General features: G+C 62.6%; 23 protein-coding genes and 1 pseudogene. 14 read left to right on the forward strand and 10 right to left on the reverse strand.

The features are described 5' to 3' along the window. Positions 1-2: 2 nt before the first annotated feature. Both V1294_RS11055 and V1294_RS11060 read right to left on the reverse strand, forming a co-directional pair. Positions 3-380: an urease subunit beta gene (locus V1294_RS11055; RefSeq protein WP_334477744.1), complete on the reverse strand. Its 378-nt coding sequence runs from the start codon at positions 378-380 to the stop codon at positions 3-5. Positions 381-460: 80 nt separating this feature from the next. Next, positions 461-763 (reverse strand): urease subunit gamma, encoded by a 303-nt coding sequence (locus V1294_RS11060; protein WP_212485508.1) that lies wholly within the window; start codon positions 761-763, stop codon positions 461-463. A 192-nt stretch (positions 764-955) separates the two neighbouring features. Here V1294_RS11060 and V1294_RS11065 point away from each other — a divergent pair, with 192 nt between their 5' ends. The 3 genes from V1294_RS11065 (at position 956) to V1294_RS11075 (ending at position 5,212) form a co-directional block, all read left to right on the forward strand. Then, a complete protein-coding gene (locus tag V1294_RS11065) occupies positions 956-1,879 on the forward strand; it encodes a hypothetical protein (RefSeq protein WP_334497010.1) in 924 nt (307 codons plus the stop codon). 334 nt (positions 1,880-2,213) lie between these two features. Then, the gene (locus tag V1294_RS11070) at positions 2,214-4,430 is read left to right on the forward strand and encodes a TonB-dependent receptor (protein WP_334497012.1); all 2,217 of its coding nucleotides are present in this window, start codon (positions 2,214-2,216) and stop codon (positions 4,428-4,430) included. Then, positions 4,427-5,212: a DUF4198 domain-containing protein gene (locus V1294_RS11075; RefSeq protein WP_334497014.1), complete on the forward strand. Its 786-nt coding sequence runs from the start codon at positions 4,427-4,429 to the stop codon at positions 5,210-5,212. Before V1294_RS11070 ends, V1294_RS11075 begins: the two co-directional genes overlap by 4 nt. A 346-nt stretch (positions 5,213-5,558) precedes the next feature. On the opposite strand, the pseudogene V1294_RS11080 reads toward V1294_RS11075, so the two are convergent. Together V1294_RS11080 and V1294_RS11085 are read right to left on the reverse strand one after the other, a co-directional pair. After that, positions 5,559-5,693 (reverse strand): annotated as a pseudogene (locus tag V1294_RS11080) (ribose-5-phosphate isomerase); the annotation flags it as partial. A gap of 8 nt (positions 5,694-5,701) precedes the next feature. After that, positions 5,702-6,613: a LysR substrate-binding domain-containing protein gene (locus V1294_RS11085; protein WP_334497016.1), complete on the reverse strand. Its 912-nt coding sequence runs from the start codon at positions 6,611-6,613 to the stop codon at positions 5,702-5,704. 290 nt (positions 6,614-6,903) lie between these two features. Between V1294_RS11085 and V1294_RS11090 the strand changes: the two genes are divergently transcribed. From V1294_RS11090 to V1294_RS11130, 9 genes are all read left to right on the forward strand, one after another. Beyond that, positions 6,904-7,938, forward strand: coding sequence for an ABC transporter substrate-binding protein (locus V1294_RS11090; RefSeq protein WP_334497018.1), 1,035 nt, complete (start codon positions 6,904-6,906; stop codon positions 7,936-7,938). A 101-nt stretch (positions 7,939-8,039) separates the two neighbouring features. Beyond that, entirely contained in the window at positions 8,040-9,083 is a 1,044-nt protein-coding gene (locus tag V1294_RS11095; protein WP_334497020.1) for an ABC transporter ATP-binding protein, read from the forward strand. Then, complete coding sequence (locus V1294_RS11100; protein WP_334497022.1) at positions 9,080-9,988, forward strand: ABC transporter permease; 909 nt, start codon at positions 9,080-9,082, stop codon at positions 9,986-9,988. Before V1294_RS11095 ends, V1294_RS11100 begins: the two co-directional genes overlap by 4 nt. Next, positions 9,985-10,791, forward strand: coding sequence for an ABC transporter permease (locus tag V1294_RS11105; RefSeq protein ID WP_334497024.1), 807 nt, complete (start codon positions 9,985-9,987; stop codon positions 10,789-10,791). The genes V1294_RS11100 and V1294_RS11105 overlap by 4 nt, the downstream gene beginning before the upstream one ends. A 19-nt stretch (positions 10,792-10,810) precedes the next feature. Continuing rightward, positions 10,811-11,950 (forward strand): NAD(P)/FAD-dependent oxidoreductase, encoded by a 1,140-nt coding sequence (locus V1294_RS11110; protein ID WP_334497026.1) that lies wholly within the window; start codon positions 10,811-10,813, stop codon positions 11,948-11,950. 38 nt (positions 11,951-11,988) lie between these two features. Beyond that, on the forward strand, positions 11,989-12,285 hold the full coding sequence (locus tag V1294_RS11115) for a (2Fe-2S)-binding protein (protein ID WP_334497028.1): 297 nt from the start codon (positions 11,989-11,991) through the stop codon (positions 12,283-12,285). Further along, positions 12,282-13,700, forward strand: a complete 1,419-nt coding sequence (locus V1294_RS11120) for an NAD(P)/FAD-dependent oxidoreductase (protein WP_334497030.1) — start codon at positions 12,282-12,284, stop codon at positions 13,698-13,700. Before V1294_RS11115 ends, V1294_RS11120 begins: the two co-directional genes overlap by 4 nt. Further along, positions 13,697-14,818, forward strand: coding sequence for an NAD(P)/FAD-dependent oxidoreductase (locus tag V1294_RS11125; protein ID WP_334497032.1), 1,122 nt, complete (start codon positions 13,697-13,699; stop codon positions 14,816-14,818). The genes V1294_RS11120 and V1294_RS11125 overlap by 4 nt, the downstream gene beginning before the upstream one ends. Positions 14,819-14,827: 9 nt before the next feature. Further along, on the forward strand, positions 14,828-15,175 hold the full coding sequence (locus tag V1294_RS11130; protein WP_334497034.1) for a RidA family protein: 348 nt from the start codon (positions 14,828-14,830) through the stop codon (positions 15,173-15,175). Positions 15,176-15,508: 333 nt separating this feature from the next. Here the strand turns inward: V1294_RS11130 and greA are convergent, their stop codons facing one another. The 3 genes from greA to V1294_RS11145 all read right to left on the reverse strand — a co-directional run bounded on the left by greA (position 15,509) and on the right by V1294_RS11145 (position 18,368). Then, complete coding sequence (gene greA / locus V1294_RS11135; RefSeq protein WP_334497036.1) at positions 15,509-15,991, reverse strand: transcription elongation factor GreA; 483 nt, start codon at positions 15,989-15,991, stop codon at positions 15,509-15,511. A gap of 246 nt (positions 15,992-16,237) precedes the next feature. Then, entirely contained in the window at positions 16,238-17,746 is a 1,509-nt protein-coding gene (locus V1294_RS11140) for an ATP-binding protein (RefSeq protein WP_334497038.1), read from the reverse strand. 337 nt (positions 17,747-18,083) lie between these two features. Beyond that, positions 18,084-18,368, reverse strand: coding sequence for a hypothetical protein (locus V1294_RS11145; protein WP_334497040.1), 285 nt, complete (start codon positions 18,366-18,368; stop codon positions 18,084-18,086). 401 nt (positions 18,369-18,769) lie between these two features. Between V1294_RS11145 and V1294_RS11150 the strand changes: the two genes are divergently transcribed. Next, the gene (locus V1294_RS11150) at positions 18,770-19,993 is read left to right on the forward strand and encodes a S1C family serine protease (protein WP_334497042.1); all 1,224 of its coding nucleotides are present in this window, start codon (positions 18,770-18,772) and stop codon (positions 19,991-19,993) included. A gap of 793 nt (positions 19,994-20,786) precedes the next feature. Here the strand turns inward: V1294_RS11150 and V1294_RS11155 are convergent. Then, entirely contained in the window at positions 20,787-21,170 is a 384-nt protein-coding gene (locus V1294_RS11155; protein ID WP_334497044.1) for a hypothetical protein, read from the reverse strand. Between the two features lie 355 nt (positions 21,171-21,525). On the opposite strand from V1294_RS11155, the gene V1294_RS11160 reads away from it, so the two are divergent. Then, positions 21,526-22,983 (forward strand): NAD-dependent succinate-semialdehyde dehydrogenase, encoded by a 1,458-nt coding sequence (locus V1294_RS11160; protein ID WP_334504598.1) that lies wholly within the window; start codon positions 21,526-21,528, stop codon positions 22,981-22,983. 72 nt (positions 22,984-23,055) lie between these two features. Here V1294_RS11160 and V1294_RS11165 read toward each other — a convergent pair whose 3' ends face one another. Together V1294_RS11165 and V1294_RS11170 are read right to left on the reverse strand one after the other, a co-directional pair. After that, the gene (locus V1294_RS11165; protein ID WP_334497046.1) at positions 23,056-24,768 is read right to left on the reverse strand and encodes a protein kinase domain-containing protein; all 1,713 of its coding nucleotides are present in this window, start codon (positions 24,766-24,768) and stop codon (positions 23,056-23,058) included. Positions 24,769-24,796: 28 nt separating this feature from the next. Then, positions 24,797-26,056 carry an MFS transporter gene (locus tag V1294_RS11170; protein ID WP_334497048.1) on the reverse strand — a complete coding sequence of 420 codons (1,260 nt, stop codon included), beginning with the start codon at positions 26,054-26,056 and terminating at the stop codon, positions 24,797-24,799. Positions 26,057-26,194: the final 138 nt, after the last annotated feature.

Below are 26,194 nucleotides of genomic sequence, written 5' to 3' on the forward strand. Positions count from 1 at the left end.
CCTTATATCGAGCGGAAGCCTCGCTTCGTCGCCTGCGCCACCGCCCTGGATTTGACCGTGGCGGCGTCCTGGCCTGCGGTAGGACCGTCGACGAGATTGTTGAAACCATAGACGGCGCGTTTGCCGCCGTAGGGAACGAGTTGGACATCGCGTTCGTCACCGGGCTCAAACCGGGTTGCCGTCGATGACGGAATGTTCAGGCGCAGCCCGAAGGCCGCTGCGCGATCGAATTCCAGCGCACGATTGACTTCAAAAAAATGGAAGTGCGATCCGACCTGTATCGGGCGATCACCTGCATTGCGCACCTTAAGCGTCGTCACCGGACGATCGGCATCGAATGTGATTGCCGCTGAACTGCACACGTAACCGCCGACCGGCATGTCCTTGGTTGCCGGGTCGACATTTGCGGCAACAGCGGGGCCCACCTTTGGTCCGGCCATGTTAGCCTCCTGTCAGGCACTCACTGGACGGGCGTGTGCACCGTCACCAGGCGGCTGCCGTCGGTGAACACCGCCTCGATCTGCACCATTGGAATAAGATCGGCGACGCCATCCATCACATCAGCCTTGGTCAGGACGGTACGCGCCTCCTTGGTTACGTCTTCGATAGTCTTCCCGGCACGCGCGCCATCAAGGGCGACCGCTGAGATGACAGCGACGGCTTCGGGATAATTGAGCTTGAGGCCCTTGGCTCTTCGCTTTAACGCGACATCTGCCATCATGTAGACGAGCAGCTTGTCGAACTCTCTCGGAGTGAGCTGCATGCAATCCTCCGGGCCCTGCCTGGCTTGCCTTACTTAGGGAGAAGCAGGAGCACGATTGAGCTAATTGGCTGTCGGTCCCACGGAACGGTCGTCAGAATTTCCGTGCAACGACGACAGCTACTCGACATTAGATGGACCACGACTGGACGGGTCAATCAGGGTTCTCCCCGGTCTTCTATCGGAAAAGCCCTGATGGACCAGCTGTCGCGGGCGGCCGTATCGTCTTGGGCTATCCGCGTGAAAAGTTCTTGGCTTCGATGCCATCTTGAAACGTGCGCAATGACCGAAGCCGCCCTGAACGTCGTGTCCTTCCTGTTTCTCGGCTTCTTCCTCGGGATGCGGCATGCGACCGACGCCGACCACGTGGTCGCCATTGCGACGATCGTCAGTCGCGAGCGCAGCGTGGCGGGCTCAGCGCTGATCGGCGCCGCTTGGGGCGTTGGGCACACCGTCACGGTGATGGCGGTCGGTACGGCAATCATCGTGTTCGGGGTCGTCATTCCGCCACGGCTCGGCATGTCGATGGAATTTGCCGTCGGCATCATGCTCGTCCTGCTCGGCGTTCTCACCTTGACAGGCATGGGTCGCGCGGGCGGCGCAGCCCATGCGCGTGCGAGCGTTCCCGGCGTACATGAGCTCGACGTCCACGATCACCTCCATGCGCACGGCGACTACTTGCACCGGCACCCGCACGGTCACGGCCCCGGCGCGCACGGGCACGCCGACGAGCACACGCCGCTGGCGCGGCTCGACCGCAGCGGGTTCGGCCGGATCGCGCTCTATGGCTGGCTGCGACCCTTCGTGGTCGGCCTCGTGCACGGCCTGGCAGGGTCGGCCGCCATCGCCCTGATGATCCTGTCTATCATCCGCGAACCGGTGGCCGCGCTCGGATATCTGCTGCTTTTCGGGCTCGGGACTATCGTCGGAATGATGCTGATCACGCTGATCCTGTCGGCGCCGTTTGCGTTCACGGCTGTCAATCTGCCGAAATTCAATTGGCGGCTCCGTGTGGCATCGGGCTTGGTCAGCTTCTCCTTCGGGGCGGTCCTGATCTACGGCATCGGTTTTGCCGAGGGCGGTCTGTTCACCGACGCGCCGATCTGGGAACCTCATTGACCTGGCGCGCACGGCTTGGGGTCAGCGGCAAGCCACGCGTGCGCAGGTCTGCTTCGTTGCCCACACCGGTTGACCGCCGAGAACTGAAGGACAGAGCCGCAATAATACATGGAGGATGCGCCATTCAGATGAAGCATGCCGTCGTTGTTGCTGGCCGGCGTCATTGTGGCGCTCGCAGTAATCGTGGTGTCACGTGGCTGCACGTGTGCGCGCTGTATGATATTTGTATTGAAAAGTCATACGTGCCCCGGTACCGTGCACAGGCTGTGCTATCGAAAGATGCAACCGATTCGATTGCCCGATCATGCGGACACGGCATCGCATAGAAAGTTCGTTGCGCCTGTTTTTCGCGGGTACATCCATTGTCGTCCTGACTCATCCGACGTACGCACAAGTGGCCCGGGCGGAACCTGGAGCCAGCCTGCTTCCTCCGGTAACGATTACTTCCCCCGATCAGGCGGCAAAGAAACGGGCGCAACGCTCGGAGCGCACCACGCGCTTACAAGGCATCCGTCGCTCTGCACAAAGAAGGCAACCTGCCAGTCGACAGCCGGCCCCGTCCGGCTTTTCGGGTGTTCCAGCGGCAACACCTGGCCGTGGCGATCTATCGAGCTCGGTGACGGCGTTACCTGCGGCGACGACGGTGCTGGATGCTCCCAGAATCAGCCAGCTGCCCATTGCAACCTATGGCGATCTGTTTCGGTCTCTGCCTGGGTTCAACGTCTCGAACTTTGGACAGGGCGCGATCGGCTATGGCCTTTCGCTCCGGGGCTACACCGAGGCGGAGCACGGGCGCGACATCGCCTATTTCATCGATGGTGTGCCGGTGAACGAAGTCTCGTCGCTGCATACGCCGAATTACGCGGACCTGAACATCGTGCTGCCCGAGAGCGTCAAGAGCATCGAAATTGTCCGCGGCCCGTTTGCGATCGAGTATGGCGATTCCAATCTCGGCGGCTCGGTCAACATCACGACCAAGACCGCCGAACCGTTCGCGAGCGTCGGCATGTCAGGCGGCACCCAAGGCACCGCGCGCGGTTTGGGCACGTACAGTACGACGCAGAGCGCGTGGCTGCCCTACATCGCATTGGAGGGGTATCGTACCGACGGCTATCGCGACAACAGCTTCATCGACCGTTACAACTCGTTCAATAAGGTGACGACGACGCTTCCCGACGGAGCTACGGTCTCATTGCGCGCACAGGCCTATGGCACGACCTTCGGTGCGCCCGGGTACGCCAACCGCGATGCGATTGAAGCCGGATTGATCTCGGAACGCTCGGCGACCAATCCGACCGACGGTGGTAACAAGCAGCTTGAGAATTTCGTCGTCAATTATGCCTCCGGCGCACAAGATCAGGAGCTCAAAGGCACGCTGTTCGTCAGCCATGACTATTTTAACCGTTACGCTGATTTCGGCGGGGGGCAGCGATGGCAGCATGACGACCGGACAATGGTCGGCGGGCGCGTCAGCAAAGTCTGGACCGGCGCCATCGGTAGCGACATTCCGGTGCAGGTACTGATCGGAAGCAATTGGCGTTCGGACAATATCAACGCTTTCCAGGCGCCGACCACGGCCCGGGCGGTGACCGGAGCGCCGGTAGTCAATCTCGGATTGACCGAAACCAACCTCGCGGCCTTTGGTCAGGTTCAGATCAAGCCGTTGTCATGGCTGAAGTTCACCGCCGGTGGACGCTTCGACCAATTCTACTACGATATCAACGACCGCATTACGCTTGGCGGTACGCCGAATATCTCGAATGGCATTACGAGCCCAAAGGTCGGCGTCGCGATCACCCCGGTGAAGTGGCTTGAACTGTTTGCGAACTACGGACAGGGTTTCCGCAGCATCGACGTGCCCCTTGAACTGATCGGCAATCCCGGGATTCAGCCGTTCAAGGTTGTCAGCAGGGAAGGTGGCCTTCAGTTCACGTTCGACCGTTTCAGGTTCCTCGCCAGCTATTGGACGACGGATTCCCAAAACGAATCGTTTCAGGCGGCTCCCGGACTTCCTGTGACCTTCCTGGGCAAGGCACGTCGCGACGGCTACGATCTGGACGGGCGCTTCTTCGCCATTCAGGAACCTGTAAACAATATCTCGTTGTTTGCGAACTTCAGCCACGTTCGAGCTCGATTGCTGGATGCGGCTCCCTCATTCTTCGTTCCGAATGTGCCTAACTATGTTGCCAACGTCGGTGTCGACTTCAACGTCGCCACCGTGAATGCGCAAGTGCTGTCGGGTAGCGCCTATGTGACATTTGTCGGCAAGAAGAACCTTACGCAGGATGGCTTGATTACGAGCTCGCCGTTCTCGCGTGTCACTGGCAAACTGGCCTACACTTGGCCGGAAGGCTGGACGGCATTCACGCAGGCGACATGGTATCCCGGTGATCGGCTGAGTGAAATTGCAGTCAATTTCGGCAATCCTACGGGAGCGAGTTCGTCTGATATTTTCGTCAGCGCGCAACCGGCCGTCGTCGTCCTCGCTGGGCTCACCTATCGCTTTCCAACCGCCGTTGCTTCGGGCCCTCCAACGTTGGTCACCAAATGAGCAATCCATGTCGCATCCGCAGCGCCTTGCTTTTGGCCGCCGCCGCACTGGCGCCGACCAACTTAGCTTCGGCCCACGATGTTTGGCTGACCTTCTCCGGTGAAGCTACCTCCCGCCGCGTCGTCGTCAACTATGGTCACCCAGACGATCGTCCCCCGACCATGCCGGACAAGATCCTCGATCTTGTCGTGATTGCGCCCGCCGGCGCGTCGTCGCTGTTGTCTGACCTGACACCGGTGCAGGACCACGGCGTCCCCGTCGTTGTGTCCAGACCTTTCGCGGACAGCGGAAATCTGTTGCTGGCTGCGCGTTACGACAATGGGTTCTGGATCAAGATGGCCGACGGTCCTTATCGCAACGCGACCCGACGCCTCGTTCCTAATGCGGCAGATAGCATGTGGTCGGGGAAATTTGCCAAGGCGCTGACAGGGCCGGACGCACCGTGGCAGAAAGTGATCGGTCACGATCTGGAAATCGTTCCGCTATCCGATCCAGACTTGGCGAAGCCAGGACAGACCCTGCGCCTCAAAGTGCTGTTTCACGGCAAGCCGCTTTCCGGAATCGATGTCGAGCGGGGCGACGGTATGACGGCGGTGGCGGATCAAGATATCCCTCGCTTTACCACCGACGCTGACGGCATTGCATCGATACCCGTTGTGAAGGCGGGACCGCATTTGCTGGTGGTCGATCACAGGGTGACGCCTTCGGAGACGCCCGATCATGCGGACGCGGATCTCTTCAACGCCACGTTTTGGTTTAATACTGCGGCAACCAGACCATAAATGACCGAGGCAGCTTGGTTCCGTTATGGCAACTTCGGCTAGTCTAGGCAGCAAATTGCTGGAGAAGTGCCTGCCTGCAGCACAACGGTCGTTCGAACCACGACATGTAACCGCTCGCCGACGCCGCTGTGGAAACTAAGCAAATGCGCTATTGTTTGTACGAGGTCGACCACCGATTGAACACCGAAACGCTGTGAACAAGCGATCATGAGTCGTCAAACGAAATCAGCAATCATTATTTTTTGTTGAATTTTTCGCCATTGCGTTCGGGAGGGCAGGCTCCTAGCTTCGGATCGTTCAATTATCGCATGTTGTGTGTCCCATCATGGCAAGCCGCTCCCGGAACTCAACTTTCCTCGTCCATCACGCGAAGCTTTTCGACCCGACGGCGAAAATCCTCGTGGGTTGAGAACTCGGCGGAGAGGCAGGATGAGATCAGGTCCTTGGCGAGCCATGGGCCGACGATCTGGGCGCCGATACACCATCAGTTTAAACGACGGGCAGTTCGCTTAACTTGCCGAGCGCCTGACGCATGACCTCTACCAAATCCAGGGCCACAGGTGAGGGACTGCGCTGCGGTGGAAAAACGGCAGCGAATTCGAAATCGATCCGCGGCAGGAAATGGCGCGCGACGACGCCTCGGTTCGCAAACTCCTGCGCCGTGAAGGGATCGCAGATCGCAACCCCAAGGCCGGACGAAACCAACCCGCACATGATCTCCGACAGGCTGGTCTCGACCCGCAGGACGCGGCGAACATCATCGCGGTTGAAGGCTTGATCGATCAGATGGCGACCGGTCGATCCGGCGGTCAGCGACACAAAGGTCTCGCCCTCGAAATCGCGCGGCTCGAGCACAGCCTTGGCGGCCAGCCGATGGCCGGCCGGCAAGATCGCAACGCGCGCGGGCGCCGGCAGTCGCACGCACGGCAGGCCTGAATGGGCGATCGGTACCTCGGCAAAACCGATGTCGCACTGGTGATTCAGAACCCAGTCGACCACGATCGGCGAGATGACACCGAAAAACGACAGGTTGAGGTTCGGCCGGTCCTTCAGGAATCCACCAGCCAGCCGCGGCAGGTAGCCGTTGGACAGCGCCGGCAGGGCCGCGATCCGCAGCGTACCGGTCCGGCGGCCGCGAATCTCCTCGGCGGCCGCGGTGATGCGTTCGAGTCCGACGAAGGATCGCTCGACTTCCATGTAGAGTGCTGTTGCGGATGCCGTCGGTACAAGGCCGCTGCCGCGTCTCTCGAACAGCTCCATTTTGAGCAGCGCCTGAAAGTCGCGCAACAGCCGGCTTACGGCCGGCTGTGTTACCGCCATCAGCTTTGCCGCCTCCGTCACGCTGCCTGTCAGCATCATCGCGCGAAAGGCTTCGACCTGCCGCGAATTGATCCGAGCCATGCCTGCTCCCGTCCATAACATTTCGGCATGTAGTAGGTGCCATTATTCATTGGACGGCGAAAGCTTGGATTGCGATCTTTTTCATCAAGACTGGAAACAGCTAATTTTTTAGGCGACACCGGTGGAAGCGAGCCGGTGAAATCTGAAAATCCCGCGCGCGGATCCGATACGTCGTACCGTGATACCGATGAACTTGGCGCATGCGCCTCGTTCGGCGGAGGGCTCGAGCCGGTCAAAATGAGGGTGCGCTCCGGGTGCCACCTAGCAAACGGTATTGGAGATCGATCGATATGAAGCATCTCTCCCTTGTGACCGCGGTCTGCATCGCGACGCTCGCCTTGGCCCCGTCGGCAGTTTTGGCGCAGCAGAAGACGCTCTATGTCGCGGGTTACGGCGGCTCCTTTGAGAAGACGATCCGCGACGAAGTGATCCCGGCCTTTGAGCAGGCCAACGGTGTCAAGGTCGAATACGTCGCCGGCAATTCGACGGATACACTTGCCAAGCTGCAGGCGCAGAAGGGAAACCAGCAGATCGATGTGGCCATCGTCGACGATGGTCCGATGTACCAGGCGATTCAATTGGGCTTCTGCGGCAAGATCGAAGGTCTGCCTGCCGATCTCTACGAGGCCGCACGCTTCAAGGATGATCGCGCGGTGGGCATTGGTCTGGTCGCAACCGGTCTGATGTACAACACCAAAGTCTTCGCGGAGAAAGGCTGGGCGCCGCCGACCTCCTGGAACGATCTCAAGGATCCGAAATACCAGAAGCAACTGGTCATTCCGCCCATCAACAACACCTACGGCCTGCACGCGTTGCTGATGCTTGCCAGGATGAACGGTGGCAGTGAAGCCAACGTCGATGCCGGCTTCAAGATCTTCAAGAGTGATGTCAATCCCAACGTGCTGGCCTATGAGCCTTCGCCGGGCAAGATGACCGAGCTGTTCCAGTCCGGACAGGCCGTACTGGCTGTGTGGGGTACGGGCCGCGTCCAGAGCTTCGCCAACACCGGCTTCCCCGTCGACTTCGTCTATCCGAAGGAAGGTGCGGCCACGCTCGTGACGACCGCCTGTCCAATCACCAAGCCCAACCCATCGCCGCTCGCCTCGGCATTCGTCAAGACACTGCTCGAGCCGAAAACGCAGCTCGTGATGCTGAAGGATTACGGCTACGGCCCGGTCTTGAAGTCGCTCGTGGTTCCGCCGGAGCTCGGCAAGATGGCTCCGATCGGCGAGCGCGCGGCGAAGCTCTACACGCCCGACTGGGCGATCATCAACGACAAGCGAGAGGAGTGGACCAAGCGGTGGAATCGGGAGGTCGAGCGCTGAGCTTAAGGCTCAGCGCGGGCGCGCGGGATTTCGGCGATGCTCCGCGCGGGCGCCGCAAGCCTCGATCGATCATTGCCACAGCACCATCCGGAAGCACGTCCATGTCCATTCTCGAACTCGACCGTGTCGGCAAACAGTTCGGCACGCAGACAGTCGTCGATGACTTCAGTCTCGCGGTCGGCAAGGGGGAGTTCATCTCCTTCCTCGGTCCCTCGGGCTGCGGAAAGACCACGACGCTGCAGATGATTGCAGGCTTCCTCGATCCCTCGCGCGGCGCGATCCGGCTCGAGGGACGAGACCTGACCGCCGTGCAGCCGGCGAAGCGCGGCCTTGGTATCGTATTCCAGAGCTACGCCCTGTTTCCGCACATGACAGCGGCTGAGAACGTCTCCTTTGGCCTTGAGATGCGACGCGTACCACGGGCTGAGCGCGCAGAGCGCGTCCGCGCCACGCTGGCGATGGTCGGGCTCGCCGGCTATGAGGAGCGTTATCCGCGGCGCATGTCGGGCGGCCAGCAGCAGCGCGTGGCGCTTGCCCGCGCGCTGGTGATCCGGCCGAGCGTGCTGCTGCTCGACGAGCCGCTGTCGAACCTCGATGCCAAGCTGCGCGAGGACATGCAAATCGAGCTGCGCCAGATCCAGCGCAATCTCGGCACCACCACGATCCTCGTCACCCATGACCAGATCGAGGCGATGTCACTGTCCGACCGGATCGTGGTCATGAGCCAGGGCCGGATCGAGCAGATCGGCACGCCGCAGGAGACCTACGAGCGGCCGGCCTCGGCCTTCGTGTCCCAATTTCTTGGCAAGACCAACGATTTCGCCGCGACCGTCGACCGGACCGTCGCCCCGGCGCGGCTGGTCGCCGGCTCCTGGAACGCGCCCGCGCCTATAGGTGTCGTCGGTCCGGTGACGATGAGCGTGCGCCCCGAGCGGATCGGTTTCGGTGACACCGGGCTGGCAGCGAAGATCGTCACCCGGATCTTCCAGGGCAATCACTGGCTGTTCCAGTGCGAGACCGAATGTGGCCCCGCGATCGTGATCCGTCAGAACGATGGAACGCCGCAGCCCGCCGAGGGCGAGGCTGTTCGGCTCGCCTGGCGGCCGGAAGACATGAGCCTGCGTGGCGCCGGGGCTGCCCCATGAGCGCGGCCGTCGATACCGCTCCGGCGAACGCTGCATCGACGGCGGACACGCGCGATGCGCGCGCGGCGTGGGCGCTGACCGCGCCTGCGCTGATGCTGTTCATCGGTGTCCTGGTGATCCCGCTCGCGATGACGGTGATGCTCTCGTTCCATGACTGGGGCCAGTACAAGGGCATCGAGCCGGTCTTCATCCTGAAGAACTGGCACGAGGTCGCGACCGATCCTTATTTTGCCGAGATGTTCTGGCGGACCTTCCGCATCGCGTTGTTGACCACGCTGATCACCGCCGTGCTCGGTGCGCCGGAGGCCTACATCCTCAACCGCATGAGCGGACGCTGGAAGAGCTTCTTCCTGCTCGTGATCCTTGGCCCATTGCTGATCTCCGTGGTGGCGCGCACGCTCGGCTGGGCGCTGTTGTTCGGCGGCAACAATGGCCTCGTCAACAAGCTCCTGATGTCGCTAGGGCTGATCGGCAAGCCGCTGCCCTTCATGTTCACCGAAACCGGCATGGTCGTCGCGCTCGCACATGTGATGATGCCGTTCATGGTGCTGTCGGTCTGGGCGGCGCTGCAGCGTGTCGACCCGCAGATCGAGAACGCCGCCTTGTCGCTCGGCGCCAGTCCGCCCACGATCATCCGCCGCATCGTACTGCCGCAGATCATGCCGGGTGTGTTGTCGGGCGCGATCATCGTGTTCTCGCTGTCCGCCAGCGCCTTTGCGACGCCAGCCATCATCGGCGGCCGCCGGCTCAAGGTCGCGGCGACGCTCGCCTATGACGAGTTTCTCAATACGCTGAACTGGCCGCTCGGCGCAGCCGTTGCGGTCCTGCTTCTGGTAGCCCTCGTGATGATCGTCGTCGGCAGCAACGCGCTGATCGAGCGACGCTATGCCGAGGTGTTCCGATGAGGACCAATGGCCCGCTGGCGCTCATCTTCCATACGATCTTCGTCGTCGTCATGCTGGCGCCGATTGTGGTGGTCTGCCTCGTCGCGTTCACGCCCGAGGGCTACCTGTCGCTGCCCACCACCAGTTTCTCCCTGCGCTGGTTCAGGACGATCGCGAACTATCCCGAGTTCGTCCATGCCTTCTGGGTGAGCCTCGGGCTAGGTGCGCTGTCCTCGCTCGTGGCGCTGCTGTTCGCGGTGCCGGCGGCGCTTGCCATCGCCCGTTATCATTTTCGAGGCCGCGACGCCCTCGCAGCACTGTTCCTCTCGCCGTTGATGATCCCGCATGTCGTGCTGGGGATCGCGTTCCTGCGCTTCTTCACGTCGATCGGCATCGGCGGCAGTTTCGCCGGGCTGCTGGTCGCTCATGTCGTGGTGGTGTTTCCGTTCGCACTCCGGCTGACGTTGGCGGCGGCGACCGGCATGGATCGCTCGGTCGAGATGGCCGCGGTCTCGCTCGGCGCTGGTGATTGGACGTTGTTCCGCCGCGTGACCTTGCCTCTGATCCTGCCGGGTGTCATCAGCGGCTGGGCGCTTGCCTTCATTCAGTCCTTTGACGATCTGACCATGACCGTCTTCCTGGCCGCGCCCGGTACCGAGACGCTGCCCGTTCGCATGTTTCTTTATATCCAGGACAACATCGATCCGCTGGTGACTTCCGTCTCGGCCAGCGTGATCGCGATCACCATGACCGCCCTGATCCTGCTCGACCGCTTCTACGGGCTCGACCGCGTGCTCGCCGGCAAGAGCGATCCAGGGCGTTAGGAGAACCCAAGGAAAACCTATGTCAAAGGAATATGACGTCGCTGTCGTGGGCGGCGGCCTGCTCGGCTCCGCTATCGCCTGGGGTCTTGGCCGGCTTGGCAAGAAGGTCGCCGTGCTCGACGAGGGCGATATCGCCAAGCGCGCTTCGCGGGCAAACTTCGCGCTGGTCTGGGTGCAGAGCAAGGGGCTCGGCATGCCGGCCTACACCGGCTGGACAATGCGGGCGTCCGAAAACTGGGGCAGGCTCGCCACCGAATTGAAAGATCAGACCGGGCTCGACGTCGCCCTGCAGCAGAATGGCGGCTTTCACCTGACGCTGGGCGAGGACGAGTTCGCGCAGCGCACTCAGCTTGTGACGCGCATGCACAATCAGGTGGGCGCGGCTGACTACAGGATGGAGATGCTGTCGGCGTCGGAAGTCAAGAAGATGCTGCCGCTGATCGGACCCGACGTGTCGGGCGGCAGCTTCTGTCCGCTGGACGGGCACGTGAATTCGCTGCGCACCTTCCGCGCCTTCCACACCGGGCTGAAGTTGTTCGGCGTCGACTATTTTCCTGAGCGGCCGGTCTCGGCGATCGCCCGGAGCGGCGGCGAATTCCGGCTGTCGACACCGCAGGGCGAGCTCCGCGCCAGCAAGGTCGTGCTCTCCGCCGGCAACGCCAACCAGTCGCTCGCGCCGATGGTCGGCTTGTCGGCGCCGATGGGACCGACCCGAGGGCAGATCGTGGTGACCGAGCGCACCATGCCGTTCCTGCCGCATCCCTTGACCACCATTCGCCAGACCGACGAGGGCACGGTGATGATTGGAGACAGCAAGGAAGATCAGCTTGACGATCGCACGCTGAACCATTCGGTCAGCGCCGTGATGGCGGATCGGGCGCAGCGCATGTTCCCGCATCTGGCCCGCCTCAACGTCATCAGGACCTGGTCCGGCATCCGCGTGATGCCGCAGGACGGTTTCCCCATTTACGATCAGTCGGAGCGCGAGCCGGGCGCTTTCGTCACCTGCTGTCATTCCGGTGTGACGCTCGCCTCCAACCATGCCTTCGATATTGCCCGGATGGTCGCGGCGGGTGCGCTCGAGCCGGAACTCGTCGGCGCGTTCTCGGCCCGCCGCTTCGACGCGAACCAGGCTGCGGCAGGCAGCGGCTACTACTGACACCTACGCGACCCGAGAAAGGGACGAAGAGGCATCCCATGTTCAAACGATCCGATCAGGACAGCAGAAGATCCGTGCACATCCTCGTGAACGGGGCCGCCGTCGAGGCGCGCGAGGGCGATACTGTTTCCGCCGCGCTGCTCGTCTCCGGCCGAGACGTGCGCCGCGCGACCGCGGTGAGCGGCGCGCCGCGCTTGCCCTATTGCATGATGGGTGTGTGTTTCGACTGCCTCGTCACCATCGACGGCGTCGGCAATCGCCAGGGCTGCCTGGTGCCCGTCGCCGAGGGCATGCAGATCGAAATTCAGAAGGGCAAAAGGGAAATCGGCCGATGAACACGACTCCGAGGCGCGATAGTTATGATGTCGTGGTTATCGGGGCAGGGCCCGCTGGGCTCGCCGCCACAGCGACCGTGGCCGAGGCTGGCCTGTCGACGCTGCTGCTCGACGAGAATGCCGGCCCCGGCGGCCAGGTCTGGCGCGCCATCGCCTCGACCCCGGTGACGGAACGTGACCGCCTCGGCGCCGACTATTGGGCGGGCGCGGACCTTGTCGATGCAATGCGATCGAGCAGTGCCGAGATCGTCCAGCGCGCGACGGTCTGGAGTCTTGACCGGAATCTCGAGGTCGGTGTGTCGGTCGGCGGCGCGTCGTTTTTCGTCAAGGCGCGGCGTGTGATTCTGGCGACGGGCGCGCTTGAGCGGCCGTTTCCAATTCCGGGCTGGACGCTTCCGGGGGTGATGACCGCAGGCGCCGCGCAGACGATGCTGAAGTCCTCAGGGCTGGTGCCGGACGGGCAGACGGTGATCGCCGGTCAGGGGCCGCTGCTTTGGCTGCTCGCGGCGCAGATCCTGCGTCTTGGCGGTCGCATCGACCGCATCCTCGACACGACCGAGCGCCGGAATTATTTCGCCGCGCTGCCTCACGCCTTCGCCTTCGTAACGTCGCCCTATTTTGCAAAGGGACTCGCGATGATGAAGGAGGTGCGAGCGAAAGTGCCGGTGGTGACCGGCGTCAGCGAACTCGAGGCCGCCGGTGATGGCCAGCTCGCAACCGTGACCTATACGGCCGGCGGCCGACGCGAGACGATTGCGGCCGAGTTGTTGCTGCTGCATCAGGGTGTGGTGCCCAACATCAATCTCGCGATGGCGGCGGGAATCGAGCACCGCTGGGACGACCTGCAGCTCTGCTGGTCGCCGGTGCTCGATCGCGACGGCAGTTCGTCGGTCGAGGGCATCGCTGTCGCTGGCGATGGTGCCGGGATCGGCGGCGCGGGAGCCGCAATTGTCCGCGGCCGTATCGCCGCGCGAACTGCGGTCGAGGCCCTGGCGCCTGCGGCTGCTGCGAAGCTCGCACCCATGTCGACGTTCAGAGCGTCGCTGGCCCAGGCCGAGCGCGGCCGTGCCTTCCTCGACACGCTGTTCCGTCCCGCCCGGCAGTTTCGCATCCCCTCAGGCGACACCATCGTCTGCCGCTGCGAGGAGGTCACGGCCAAGGACATTCTCGACGCCGTCGCGATCGGCGCGACCGGTCCCAACCAGCTCAAGGCCTATCGTCGCACCGGCATGGGTCCCTGCCAGGGCCGGCTCTGCGGTCTGACAGTCACTGAGTTGATGGCGCAGGCCCGTGGCAAGACTCCCCAGGAGATCGGCTATTATCGGCTGCGCGCACCGGTAAAGCCGATCACGCTGGCGGAGCTGGCGGCCGTGCCGAAGACAGAGGCCGACATCCAGGCCGTGGTGCGCGGATGACGAAGCTCGCGGATGCCATCATCGTGGGTGGCGGCATCCACGGATGCTCGACCGCGCTTCACATGTGCCTTGCGGGAATGAAGCCGGTGCTGATCGAGAAGGACTATGCCGGCCGCCACGCCTCAGGGGTGAATGCCGGCGGCGTTCGTCAACTCGCGCGGCATATCCCCGAGATTCCGCTCTCGATCCGCTCGATGGGAATTTGGGAGCGGATCGCGGAGCTCCTCGACGATGATTGCAGCTTCGAGAGCCACGGCCAGGTTCTGGTCGCGGAGAATGACACAGAACTGGAAGCATGCCGCGCACGTGTCGCTGAACTGAACGCGCTTGGCTTCACCCACGAAGAGCTGATTGACGCAGCCGAGTTGCGCCGGCTGGTGCCTGCGGTGGCTGACACCTGTCCCGGTGGAATAGTGTCACGGCGTGATGGCGCGGCCAATCCCGCGCAGACCACGACGGCGTTTCGGCGCAAGGCGGCTGCGCTTGGCGCCACGGTTTGCGAGGGCGTGGCCGCGAGCAATGTCCGGCAGCGCGACGGGCTCTGGCACGTCGGCGTTGGCGCGGACAGCTATGCCGCCCCGGTGCTCGTCAACGCCGCTGGCGCGTGGGCTGGACGAATTGCCGACGCCCTCGGCGAGCCGGTCCCGGTCGAGACCGTGGCGCCGATGCTGATGATCACGTCACACGTGCCGCACTTCATCGATCCAGTCGTGATCCTGCGCGGCCGCAAACTGTCCTTCAAACAATTCGCCAACGGCACCGTGCTGATCGGCGGCGGTCATCTGGCGACACCGGATCAGGACCGCAACGAGACCGTGCTGGATTGGCGGAACCTCGCCGTGAGCGCGCGCACCGTATTCGAGCTGTTTCCGGTCATGCGCGGTGCGACGATTGTCCGCGCCTGGGCCGGCATCGAGGCCAAGACAAAAGATGATCTGCCCGTCTTTGGGCCGAGTGCCCGTCACAAGGGCCTTTATCACCAGTTCGGCTTTTCGCTGCATGGCTTCCAGCTCGGTCCCGGCGCCGGCGCCGTGATGGCGGAGCTGATTGTCAACGGCGGCACCCAGACCCGGATCGGCGATCTGGGCATCGGCCGTTTCCACGCTTCCACGACCTAAGAGGACATCATGAGCATTACCCGCAGCATCCGCACCCCGATCATGCACCGCGCCGTCGAAGCCAATGGCTTCGTCTTCGTTGGCGGCACGATCGCCGACGACACGGGCGCATCAATGGGCGAGCAGACCCGCAACATCCTCGGCAAGATCGCCGGCTATCTGAAGGAGGCGGGAACCGATACGTCCCGCGTGGTCAGCGCGTCGATCTTCGTCACGGATCTCTCCAGAAAGAAGGAAATGGACGCGGCCTGGACCGAATTTTTCGGCGAAAATTTGCCGGCACGAGCAACAGTCGGCGTGGCCGATCTCGGAGGTGGCGCCTTGATTGAGGTGGTGGTCACCGCGCTCAAGGGCTGAGTCGAGACGCTTTTGGAAGGCGGCGACGTCGACAGATAAGCCCCCATAAACTCAGGCAAAACTTTTGGGGCAAGCTCGGCTTGCGCGCGACCTAGAGCGGGATGACTTTTCTTCGAATCGTCATCCCGCTCTATCCCTTTGATTTGAGCATGATCTCCGCGCAAACGCGTTCCGCGTTTGTCGCGAGGGAAAACCGGTACCCACTTTTCCGGATCATGCTCTATATAGCGCGCGAGACAGCTCGAGCAGGGGATTCACAGAATGAGCGGGGATGGAAGGACCGCTCATTCGCAAGGCGGACATTCCAAACTTCGCCTGCGTCTTGTCCGGGGGCTACGAGATCGCAATGATCTCAAGCTCTTGACCGGATGTGCTGACGACGTCCCCAACAGCTTTGCCCATCAAAGACCTCGCCACGGGGGACACGAAGGAAATGGAACCGGCCTTGGGGTCCGCTTCGTCCTCTCCCACGATATGATATTTCTGTACGCGCCCATCGTCGCGCCGGAAGGTCACAGTGCTCCCAAAGGCAACGGTGTCAGCTGACGTCGGATTGGTGATGACCTGAGCCGTCCGAACTCTCGCCGCAAAGTAGCGCGCATCACGCAAGGGGGCTGCGGCTTGCCGCCGCCGCTCATTCACGTCTTCGATCTTCTGCGCCGTCTCGTACGCCTCACGAGCCTGCTGGAGTTGAAATTCCAGAGCCTTTAATCCCGCTTCCGTAACAAGGTTCGGATGAGGTGAAACCGGGCGATCGGGCAGCAGCGTCTCCGACGCAGTTTCGGCACTGTCTTCCTTGGTGAAGGCAACGCTCAAGCTCAGAACTCCTTTTAAGCGAGATATGCAAAAAGGCAGTCGGCGACAAGAGCGCGGACTCGTCAAGGGAACTGTGGCGCAACGCTCAGCGACTTCTACGAATCATATACCGCAGAGCGAGCCGGGCGCCATTATCAAGTTACCTCGTTTGTGGAACACTCGACAGAGGCCCTGTGACAGTCCTCTGCGGTGGACAGCCACGGCTTGATGCGCGGTATTTTCCGAGTGCGGCGCTCGACCGCCGCATCATGGAGCCGAGCTGCTGCAGTCTTGCTCCGCCGGCAGTTCCTCGGCCTTGGGGTCGCCCGGTGCCGTTGCCCAGGCCAGTTCGACGAGCGTCACGATCCGCCGGCCGGCACCGTCAAGCTGGCAAACGATGAGGCCCTGCTCCTCGATGTAGGTCAAAAGACGCCGTGCACGGCGCAACGAATGGGAGCCATAGGCGCGGGCAATCGCTGCATCGCCCGGGCAGGGCCAACCTTCCTTCGCGGCGCGGGCGATCATCATGAAGACGCCCTGCATATCCTCCGGCAGAAGTGAGGCGCGGACCGAGACATCCTGCCAGGCGTCATCCTCTGCCATATCGGACCCGAGCCCGGCGCGGGCGCGCGTCAGCATGCGACGGAAGTCACCCAGGTCCGGCACGTCCGAACCGAGGCCCTCTATTCGGCAGCGGACCACGAACTCCTGATAGAGGACGCCGATGGCGCGGAATCCCGAATCGGGTTCGGCCATGACGGCGCGTAGAATACGGTCCACGCGCTCACGCCGCTCCGCCAGTTCCTCGGCGCTGAGTGGCTGCTCCACCGCTTCGGGACGGATCTCCAGCGCCGCGGTCTTGGCCGCCATGAGCTGGCCGAGGAGGTCCGGCGGCGACCGGCGCTGAGGCCGGTTATTCTCGGGCGGCGGCGCGGCCAGGATGATGGCGCGTGCGTCCGGTGTCGCTTCCGGCAGAGGCATCAGGCGCGGGGTCGCGTTGCGCGGCGTGGTCTCCGTTGGACCAATGCGCAGCCCCAGCGGACGGCGGGAGAGGGCCGGTCCCAGCGCCATGAATTGCCCGCGTTCCAGATCCCGGAAGGCCTCCGCCTGTCGCCGCTCCATGCCCAGAAGGTCGGCGGCGCGCGCCATGTCGATATCCAGAAAGGTTCGGCCCATCAGGAAATTGGACGCCTCGGCCGCGACGTTCTTGGCGAGCTTCGCCAGTCGCTGGGTGGCGATGATCCCCGCAAGCCCGCGTTTGCGGCCACGGCACATCAGGTTCGTCATGGCGCCGAGCGAGAGTTTGCGCGCCTCGTCCGAAACCTCGCCGGCGACGGCCGGCGCGAATAGCTGCGCCTCATCCACCACCACCAGCATCGGGTACCAATGGTCGCGGGCGACGTCGAAAAGTCCGCCGAGGAAGGCGGCGGCGCGCCGCATCTGGTTCTCGGCGTCGAGCCCCTCGAGATTAAGCACCGTGGAGACGCGATGGATGCGCGCGCGCTCGCCGGCGACCTGCAGGCCCCGCTCGGTATGGTCCTCGGCATCGATCAGCAGGTGGCCGAAACGGTCGGCAAGCGCCACGAAGTCGCCTTCGGGGTCGATGATGGTCTGCTGCACCCAGGGGGCACTCTGTTCCAGCAGCCGGCGCAGCAGATGGGATTTGCCGGAGCCCGAATTGCCCTGCACCAGCAGGCGGGTCGCCAGCAGTTCCTCAAGGTCCAGTACAGCCGGAGCGCCTGCCGTCGTGTGTCCCATCTCGATCGCAACGGTCATGTCTCGACTCAAAGGCTCCTTGGCGGAGGCGGGCTTAACAACCTGATCGCAGCCCGTCGAGCACTCATGGCCGGCTACTTCCGTGTTCTCCACGGCTGGTCGAGCGCCATCAACTTGGATGGATGCCGGCTTTGGCAGACCTGCTGCTTTTCGTCGGTCTCGAATGAGCGTCCGAAGCGCTTCATGTCTCGCCGAGCTCGATGTCCTGGACACTGTCAACCCCGCTCTTGACGGGGCATTCAAATAATACAGATCATCTAAAAATTGGATATTTCGGCTGGGCCATGGCGCGCAAGCGTCAAGGTCACTTGGCGACCTAATCAGGATTGCGACCTAATCAGGATTGAGAGAGGTAGCTTGGCAGCTCGCGCTCGAACTCGGGAAAGTAACGAGAGATCACGGTGATGTCGAAACGCCGCAGGATCGATCCCTGGGGTTCGCGATCAAGCAGGAATTGGAACGCCGCCTTGATGCAACCCTCGGGCGTGTGCGAGCCCATCGTCAGCCGTTCGCAAGTGTCTCTTGCCATCGTGACGTGATGGCGAGTCTCGCCGTTTCCCACACGGACGATGACCTCGAATTCGAGTGGATCGCCTTCGCCGGCTCGCTCGACCGTAATCACAGCCTGCCTTCACCGAGATCAGTTCATTCGTTGTCGTGGCAGATCCATCCTAACACACGGGCCGACGGTTCAAAGAAACCGACGGTTCAAAGAAAGTTGTCGAGGCCGCCGCAAGTTCGGATGGAAATGAGGCGAGCGCGTGCTTCCCGGTGGAACTGCGAAGATCGCGTTGGGAGCCATGCGGGATTTTCGGTGACGAGGCGATCAGTCGGCATGGTTTTCCGGCATTTGGACGACCTTCCTTATCCACCTTGGGCTGAAAGGAACTGCCGGCGCAGCAAATTGTTGAGCCCACTGTTGCCGCAGGCGTCTGAGCTCTCACGGAACTGACGGCGCGCTAAACGCGCCGGCCTCTGACGTCAAAGCCGCGGTGAGGCGATGACAAGGCTATGGAAGCGCACATGGCTCGTGAAAATCTGGCTCGTAGAAATTTGGTTTTCAGCTGGCGCCGGGCGTCGATGATGGGCGGGCTGACCGTTTTCGCGATTCCGGTGATCGCGAATATCGCGCAGGCAACGGTAAATTCTCCGGGCCAGGCTTCCTTCGTGGGCAGGCCGACGACATTGATCGATCGGGTTGCTGGTACTGAAGATGGTGGTGGGCCCGGCGATTTCGCCGATCTCGCCGAAAAAGTTCAACCGACCGTGATTGGGGTGCGTTCCAAAGCGCCTGCGACACGCAAATTTGGTGCGCCTGAACAGCGCGCTCCGAAAGGGGAAATTCCAGGGGCGGATCCGGATGCGCCCGATCGAGGGAGGGCACCGACACTCGAACTGATCAATGCTGGATCAGGCTTCTTCATCTCTGCGGACGGTTATGCCGTGACCAGCAGTCACGTCGTGGAAGACAACGACACAGTCGAGATCCGAACCAGCGACGACAACGCCTATTCGGCAAGAGTCATAGGAAGGGACTCGTGGAGTGATATCGCCTTGATCAAAGTCGATGGACGCACGGACTTCAGCTACGTGAAGCTCTCTGACCAGCCCCCGCGCGTGGGCGATTGGGTGCTTACCGCGGGAAATCCGCTTGCGGTCGGAGGTACCGTGACGGCCGGTATTGTTTCAGCGCGCGATCGCGACATCGAGGTTGGTTCGGCGAAGGATTTCATCCAGATCGATGCGGCAATCAACAGCGGCGATGCCGGCGGTCCGAGCTTCAATACCCGGGGCGACGTCATCGGTGTCAACAGCATGATCTTTTCACCCTCCCAAGGCTCAGTGGGCGTTGCGTTTGCGGTCCCGGCCGATACGGTCAAGGCAGTGATACCGCAGCTAAAGGTGAAGGGCGCGGTCACGCGCGGATGGCTCGGGACCAAAGTTCAATCGGTCACGCCTGAACTTGCCGACGGCCTCGGATTGAGCAATCTCCGCGGTGCGATCGTGGCGGCGGTTCAAGCCAATGGTCCCGCTGCGAAAGCCGGATTGAGAAGCGGAGACGTGATCACCTCGGTGGGTGGCGAGCCAGTCAAGAACGCCAACGAGCTAACCAGGAAAGTCGGTGCGATGGCGCCGGGCTCTTCGACACAGCTCACGGTGCTTCGGCAAGGAAAAGAGAGCTCATTGAGCGTGACCTTGGGGCAGCAGCCGAATGAACCCAACGCGTCCGCGGTGAATCCAAGATAGCTGGCGTTCGGAGACGCTCGCGAAATCTCGCCGCGAGAAGTTCGAAGGAGCCGGATATGCTTGGCGACGCATACACGTTCGAAGAATGCACGTACGAAGAATGAAGATGGAGCGTTTTGATGTGTGACTACAGCCTGCATGCCGTCCAATCGCGTCCCGCAAGAGCGGGGGATGTGCTGCTAACGGGCGAATTCCCCAATACGGTGACACGCGGGTTCTCCGCGATCGGAGAGCCAGACACCGCTGTATGCCTCCTGCCAGGCACCGAACTTGCCTTCAGCGAGGACGCTGTATGCGATCACCCGTTCGCGAAGCTCTACCCGCAAATGCAGTTTGGGAGCATTGGGGCGCGGCTCGCGCGTTTCCGGTAAATCAGTCGGGGAAGCAATTCGCACCATGACGCGCTGGAATTTGCGAACGGCAAGATCGTGCTTCTGACAAAGCTGCGTCCCGGTCAAAGGGCAACGGTGCTGCAGCTTCCTGCACAGCGCGAGATCGACGGGAAGCCGTTGACGGCAGAGCAGAACCAGCGCGCGTCAGTATCCCGGAAGGGCGGAGCGTTCGCCTGTCGGTCAACACCCGTGGCGAGCCAGCCGAATTCACGCGCGGCTCGGACGAAAGCGGCCGCCAACTGAGGTGGCAGAGGGCTTCATGCATCCGGCATGGATTGTAGTGGCAAACGTATATGATCGCGGGTGCTGGCCGAAATAAGCCACTCGTGCTGGCAGATTAGGACAAGTGCGGTTCACACAGAAGCGGGCGGTTAACGTTGGAGTTATTCGCCCTTTCTGTTTCAGGCGTCGAGCTCTTGATAAAACTTCCTAACGAAGATGGCTTCTAGTCCATCCGGCTGAGATAAAGCTAAATTAGCCTCTCTGACAATCTTCGCTTCCACGACCACATGCCGTGAGATAGTGCGTCTCTTGAACATCCATCGCGCTACTTCAACCCAATCCCAAAGCGGGCTTTCAGTCGTCACGCGGGCGACAGGCGCGGGGTAACCATGTGACGAGAGCTTTATCCGCGGCGTTGCGGCGGCCTGGTTGGATCGGTTGCGGCTGTCGCCGTCGGCAAATTGAGGTCCGGAGCGGTGTTCATGTCGATATTCCCAGGCACGCGCCGGAAGCGCGCGCGGTTCGGCAACGCGCAGGCGATGGCTCGTTGCGGCGACTTTCAATTGTCAAAAGATTTTGTGTGCAATCGCGACAAAGGGCGGCGTTACAGCAGGCCCATAGCTAGTCTGCGCGATGATGGAGTAGTGCCGCTGATTTGCCCGACGTGTCAAGTGTTCGCGGAATTGCTCAAGGTATCATGCCTGCGATTATTGCTACTTTGCATGGGGTTGTTTTCCATATTTCGTCCACAGTCGCGATGCGGTCGAGCGTGCCGGTTTCGACCATGCGTGCGGCGGGATCGAGGCGTATCGCAAGCGATCGCAGGGCCGTACCCGGTTGAATCGGCTTTGCAATACGGGCGGGCTTCGATCATAAAGGCGCCTGATCTTCAGCCGGGCCATTCGCCATCCGGCGACAATAAAAGAGGGAGCAAGTCTCGTAGCATATTCCAATACTCAACTGTTCATCAACGGCAAATGGCGGCCGAGCCAGTCGGGCAGGACCATCGCCGTGCTCAATCCGGCGACCGAGGAAACCATCGGCACGGTCGCCCATGCCGACCGCGCCGACCTCGACGAGGCGCTGGAAGCGGCCGCCAGGGGTTTCAAGGTCTGGCGGGCGGTGGCGCCATTCGAGCGCTGCAGGATCATGCGCAAGGCGGCCGCAATCATGCGCGAGCGCAATGACGAGATCGCGCCGCTGATGACCATGGAGCAGGGCAAGACGCTGGCGGAAGCGAAGATGGAAGCGATGGCCGCCGCCGACGTCATCGAGTGGTTCGCCGAGGAAGCCAAGCGCGCCTATGGCCGGGTGATCCCGGCCCGCGGCCCCGGCATCTACCAGATCGCGGTCAAGGAGCCGGTCGGCCCGGTCGCGGCCTTTACGCCGTGGAATTTCCCGATCAACCAGGTGGTGCGCAAGCTCTCCGCGGCTCTCGCCGCCGGTTGCTCCATCATTGTCAAGGCGCCAGAGGAAACGCCGGCGTCGCCTGCGCAACTGATCAAGGCGTTCGCTGACGCAGGCGTGCCCGATGGTGTCGTCAACCTGGTCTACGGCGTGCCGTCGGAGATTTCGGAATATCTCATTCCGCATCCAGTGATCCGCAAGATCTCCTTCACCGGCTCGACCGTCGTGGGCAAGCAACTCTCCGCACTGGCGGGCCTGCACATGAAGCGCGCCACCATGGAGCTGGGCGGCCATGCGCCGGCCATCGTGTTCAAGGACGCGGACGTCACGTCGGCGGCGAAGATTCTGGCGGCGGCGAAGTATCGCAACGCCGGCCAGGTCTGCATCTCGCCGACCCGCATGCTGGTGCAGGACGACGTGTTTCGCGAATTCGTCGACAAGTTCGTCGAAGGCGCCAAGTCGATGAAGGTCGGCAATGGCCTCGATCCGGATTCGAAGATGGGCTCGCTCGCCAATCCGCGCCGCGTCACCGCCATCGAAGGCATGGTGCAGGATGCCGTGGGCAAAGGAGCAAAACTCGAGACCGGCGGCCACCGCGTCGGCAACAAGGGCTACTTCTACGAACCGACCGTGGTCAGCGACGTGCCGAAGGATGCGCGCGCCATGAACGAGGAGCCGTTCGGGCCGCTGGCGCTGATCTCCCGATTCTCGACCTTCGACGAGGTGGCCGAGGAAGCCAACCGCTTGCCGTTTGGTCTGGCGTCCTACGCCTTCACCAGTTCGACCAAGACGGCGACCGCGATCGGCGCCGCCATCGAAGCCGGCATGGTCTCGATCAACAGCTTTGGGCTCGCGCTGCCCGAAGTGCCGTTCGGCGGCGTCAAGGATTCCGGCTACGGCTCGGAGGGCGGCACCGAGGCGATGGACGGGTATTTCAACACCAAGTTCATCACCCAGACCGGGGTGTGAGCCGGATCGCGAAGCCAACGCGGTTGGCTTCGCTCATGCAAACATGGCCCGACGCTCCACCGGAGCGTCGGGCTAGTGTCGTACCGACCATGCCAGAAGCAGGATGACGAGCACGATCAGGCCGGCGGACAGGCTCTTCCAGAAAACGAGGGGATCGCGGTCGTAGAGCGAGCGCCGTGATGCGACAGCCGGCTTCGCCCACATCGCGCCGTTCTCGAGTTCGTGCGAGAACTCGATGACGTCGCCGTAGCGCTGCAACGGATCGACGTTGAGCGCCTTGCCTACCACCGCATCCAGCCAGGCCGGCAGGTCGGGGCGATAGCGGGAGAGGGAAGCGGGCTTGCCGAAGCGGGGCCGCGAGAACGGCTCGATCTCGCCGTAAGGGTAGGCGGCAGTGAACATCCGGTACACGGTGACGCCGAGCGCATAGAGATCGGAAAACTCGTCGCCGGTCCGCCCGCCGAACAGCTCCGGCGCCATGTAGCTCGGCGTACCCGGAATATCCTCGGCTGGGAAATCCTCGAGCAACGGCACGCGTGCGACGCCGAGGTCGACCAACCGCAATCCGCCGCCGTTCAATAGGATCACGTTGTCGGGCTTGATGTCGCGATGGATGATGCCGGCCCGGTGCAGCGTTGCGACCGCGCGCGCCAGCTTGGTCGCGATCCCGATACCTTCGCTTAGCGAAAGCTGCGGCGGACGGTTGAGCCGCTGTTCCAGCGTCTCGCCTTCGTAAAGCGGCATCACTGAATAGAGGCGGGTCTGCCGCTCGGCAGGCAGTTCTACGATTTCTCCGATCCACAGGCTTCGCACGCGCGCGGCGACCCACGCCTCGCGGACGAAGGCGAGGCGATAGGAGCCCTCGCTGGCCACGCGCGGATGCGGAAACTTCAGCACGAGTTCGCGGCCTTGTCGTTTGTCGATCGCCTTGAACAGCCGGCTGTAGCGGCCATCAGACAATATTTCGCCGAGCGTGAAATCGTCGATGACGTCGCCGGTTTCGGGCAAGTCCAAAATCGGAAGCGTCGCGATCGAGTGGGTGAGTTCGTCGCGGTCGGCGGGCGGCAGGTCGACGACGTCGAGCACCAGCGCGGTCATGTTGTCGCTGGAGCCGGCATCCATGGCCGCATCGACCAGTGCGCGCGCGGATTCTTCCGGCGAGGTGCGCTCGCTCAACAGCACCTGCAATCGATGATCGGCCAGCACGCCATGAACGCCGTCGCTGCAGATCAGAAGCCTGTCGTGCTGGCGCAGTCCGACGGTGGCGTAGTCGAAGCGGGCGAAGTCCTCAAAGCCGATGGCGCGGTTAAGCAGATGCGCGAGATCGCCGCGGCCGGCGATGTGGTCCGTGGTCAGCCGCTCCAGGCGCCCCTCGCTCAGGCGATAGGCGCGGGTGTCGCCGATATGAATGATGTGGCACAGCCGCCGCGACAGGATGATCGACGAGAAGGCGCAGCTCATGCCGCTGAGCAGCGGGTCGGTGCGGCCTTGCGTGTAGATCCAGCTGTTGGCGGCTTCCAGCGAACGCGAGGCGCGACGACGCACGCCGAGCGTTTCGGGGAGGGAGTAATAGGCGTCGATGAAGCAACGAACCGCGAGCTCGGCGGCTTCGCGCCCGCCCTTGTGTCCGCCGACGCCATCGGCGACCGCGGCGACAATGTCGCGGTTGCTCACTCCGGACCGGCCGAGGCAGGTCGCGACGTAATCCTCATTGGCGGAGCGCTTGCCGGTCTCGCTGACGAAGCCGACGCGAACCCCGAGATTTCGTTGCGAACCGATCGTCACCCGCGGCCTGTCAAGTTAGCGCGCGTCGTCAGACCCGCGCTCCCGATGCGGCGCCCCAAGTGGTGCGCCAGCGCACCTTGACCATGGCAAGTCCGAGGAAACCAAGCAACGCCAGCAGGCCGAAAAACACGAAGCCCGCGCCGAAACCGCCGGTCATTCCCTTGGCGACGCCAAGTGCCTTGGCAAGGAAGAAACCGCCGATGCCGCCGGCGCAGCCGACCATGCCGGTCATCAGGCCGATCTCCTGACGGAAGCGGAGAGGAATGAGCTGAAACACGGCGCCATTGCCCATGCCGAGCGCGAGGACGCCGATCGAGAACAGCGATACCGAGATCCAGGCGATCCGCGGCATCTCGGTGAGCGCCCAGCCCCCAGGCGCCGGCGCGGCGGGCCCCTCCGGCATGAAGGCGATGACGAGATAGGCCGCCACGACGACCCCAAAAAACATCGACAATGAGCGGATGCCGCCGATGCGGTCGGCGAGCAGGCCGCCGACGGGACGGAAACCCGAACCGAAGGCGACAATCAAGGAAACCAGCAGGCCCGCCGCAACGCCTGATACGTGATACTGCACGCTGAAATACAGCGGCAAGGCGTTGGCCAGTCCGACAAAGCCGCCGAAGGTGATGAAGTAGAAGAACATGAACCAGCGGCTGTCGGGATCGCGCAGCAACGCACCGTAAGCCTTCAGCGAAATCGGTTTCCGCTCTCCGGGCGCATCCTTGGCGGCGTAGATGTAGTAGGCGAGGATCAGCACCATCGGCACGAGCAGCACGCCGAACACGGCTTGCCAGCCCCAATGTTCAGCGATCGACGGTGCGAACATCGTGTCGAGCACGACACCCATATTGCCGGCGCCGGCGATTCCCATCACCACGCCCTGATATTGCGGCGGATACCAGCGGCTTGCCTGCGGCAGCGCCACTGCGAACGAGGCGCCGCCGATGCCGAGCGCGAGACCGAAGATCTCCACCGACAGCTTGGTCGGAAGGCCGAAGTAGCAAACCCACGCGGTCGCGGCGATGACGACGATTTGCGCGACAATTCCGGTGCGTTTGGCGCCGAACAGATCGGCGAGAAGGCCCATCGGCACCCGCAGCAGCGCGCCGGCCAGAACCGGGATGGCGACGAGCGTGAATTTCTCGTCGACGGCGAGATTCATGTCGTGCACGATGTAGACGATCAACGGACCGAGCGCGACCCAAGCCATGAAGCTGATGTCGAAATAGAGGAAGGCGGCGAGCAGCGTGGGCCAGTGGCCAGCCTTCTTGAACTCAGCAAACTTCATCGAGCAACCTCGAACATCGGCGCGTGACACCGCGCTAGCGCGGTGATCTCGGCACAAAGGGATTTAATTTTGGGATGCGAGTCGTCTCGTCGTTGAGACTTTACTCTGGTCGCAACATCAGCAATTCGTGTGCCAGAA

This window comes from Bradyrhizobium sp. AZCC 1678, from assembly GCF_036924765.1.
Classification (GTDB): Bacteria; Pseudomonadota; Alphaproteobacteria; order Rhizobiales; family Xanthobacteraceae; genus Bradyrhizobium; species Bradyrhizobium algeriense.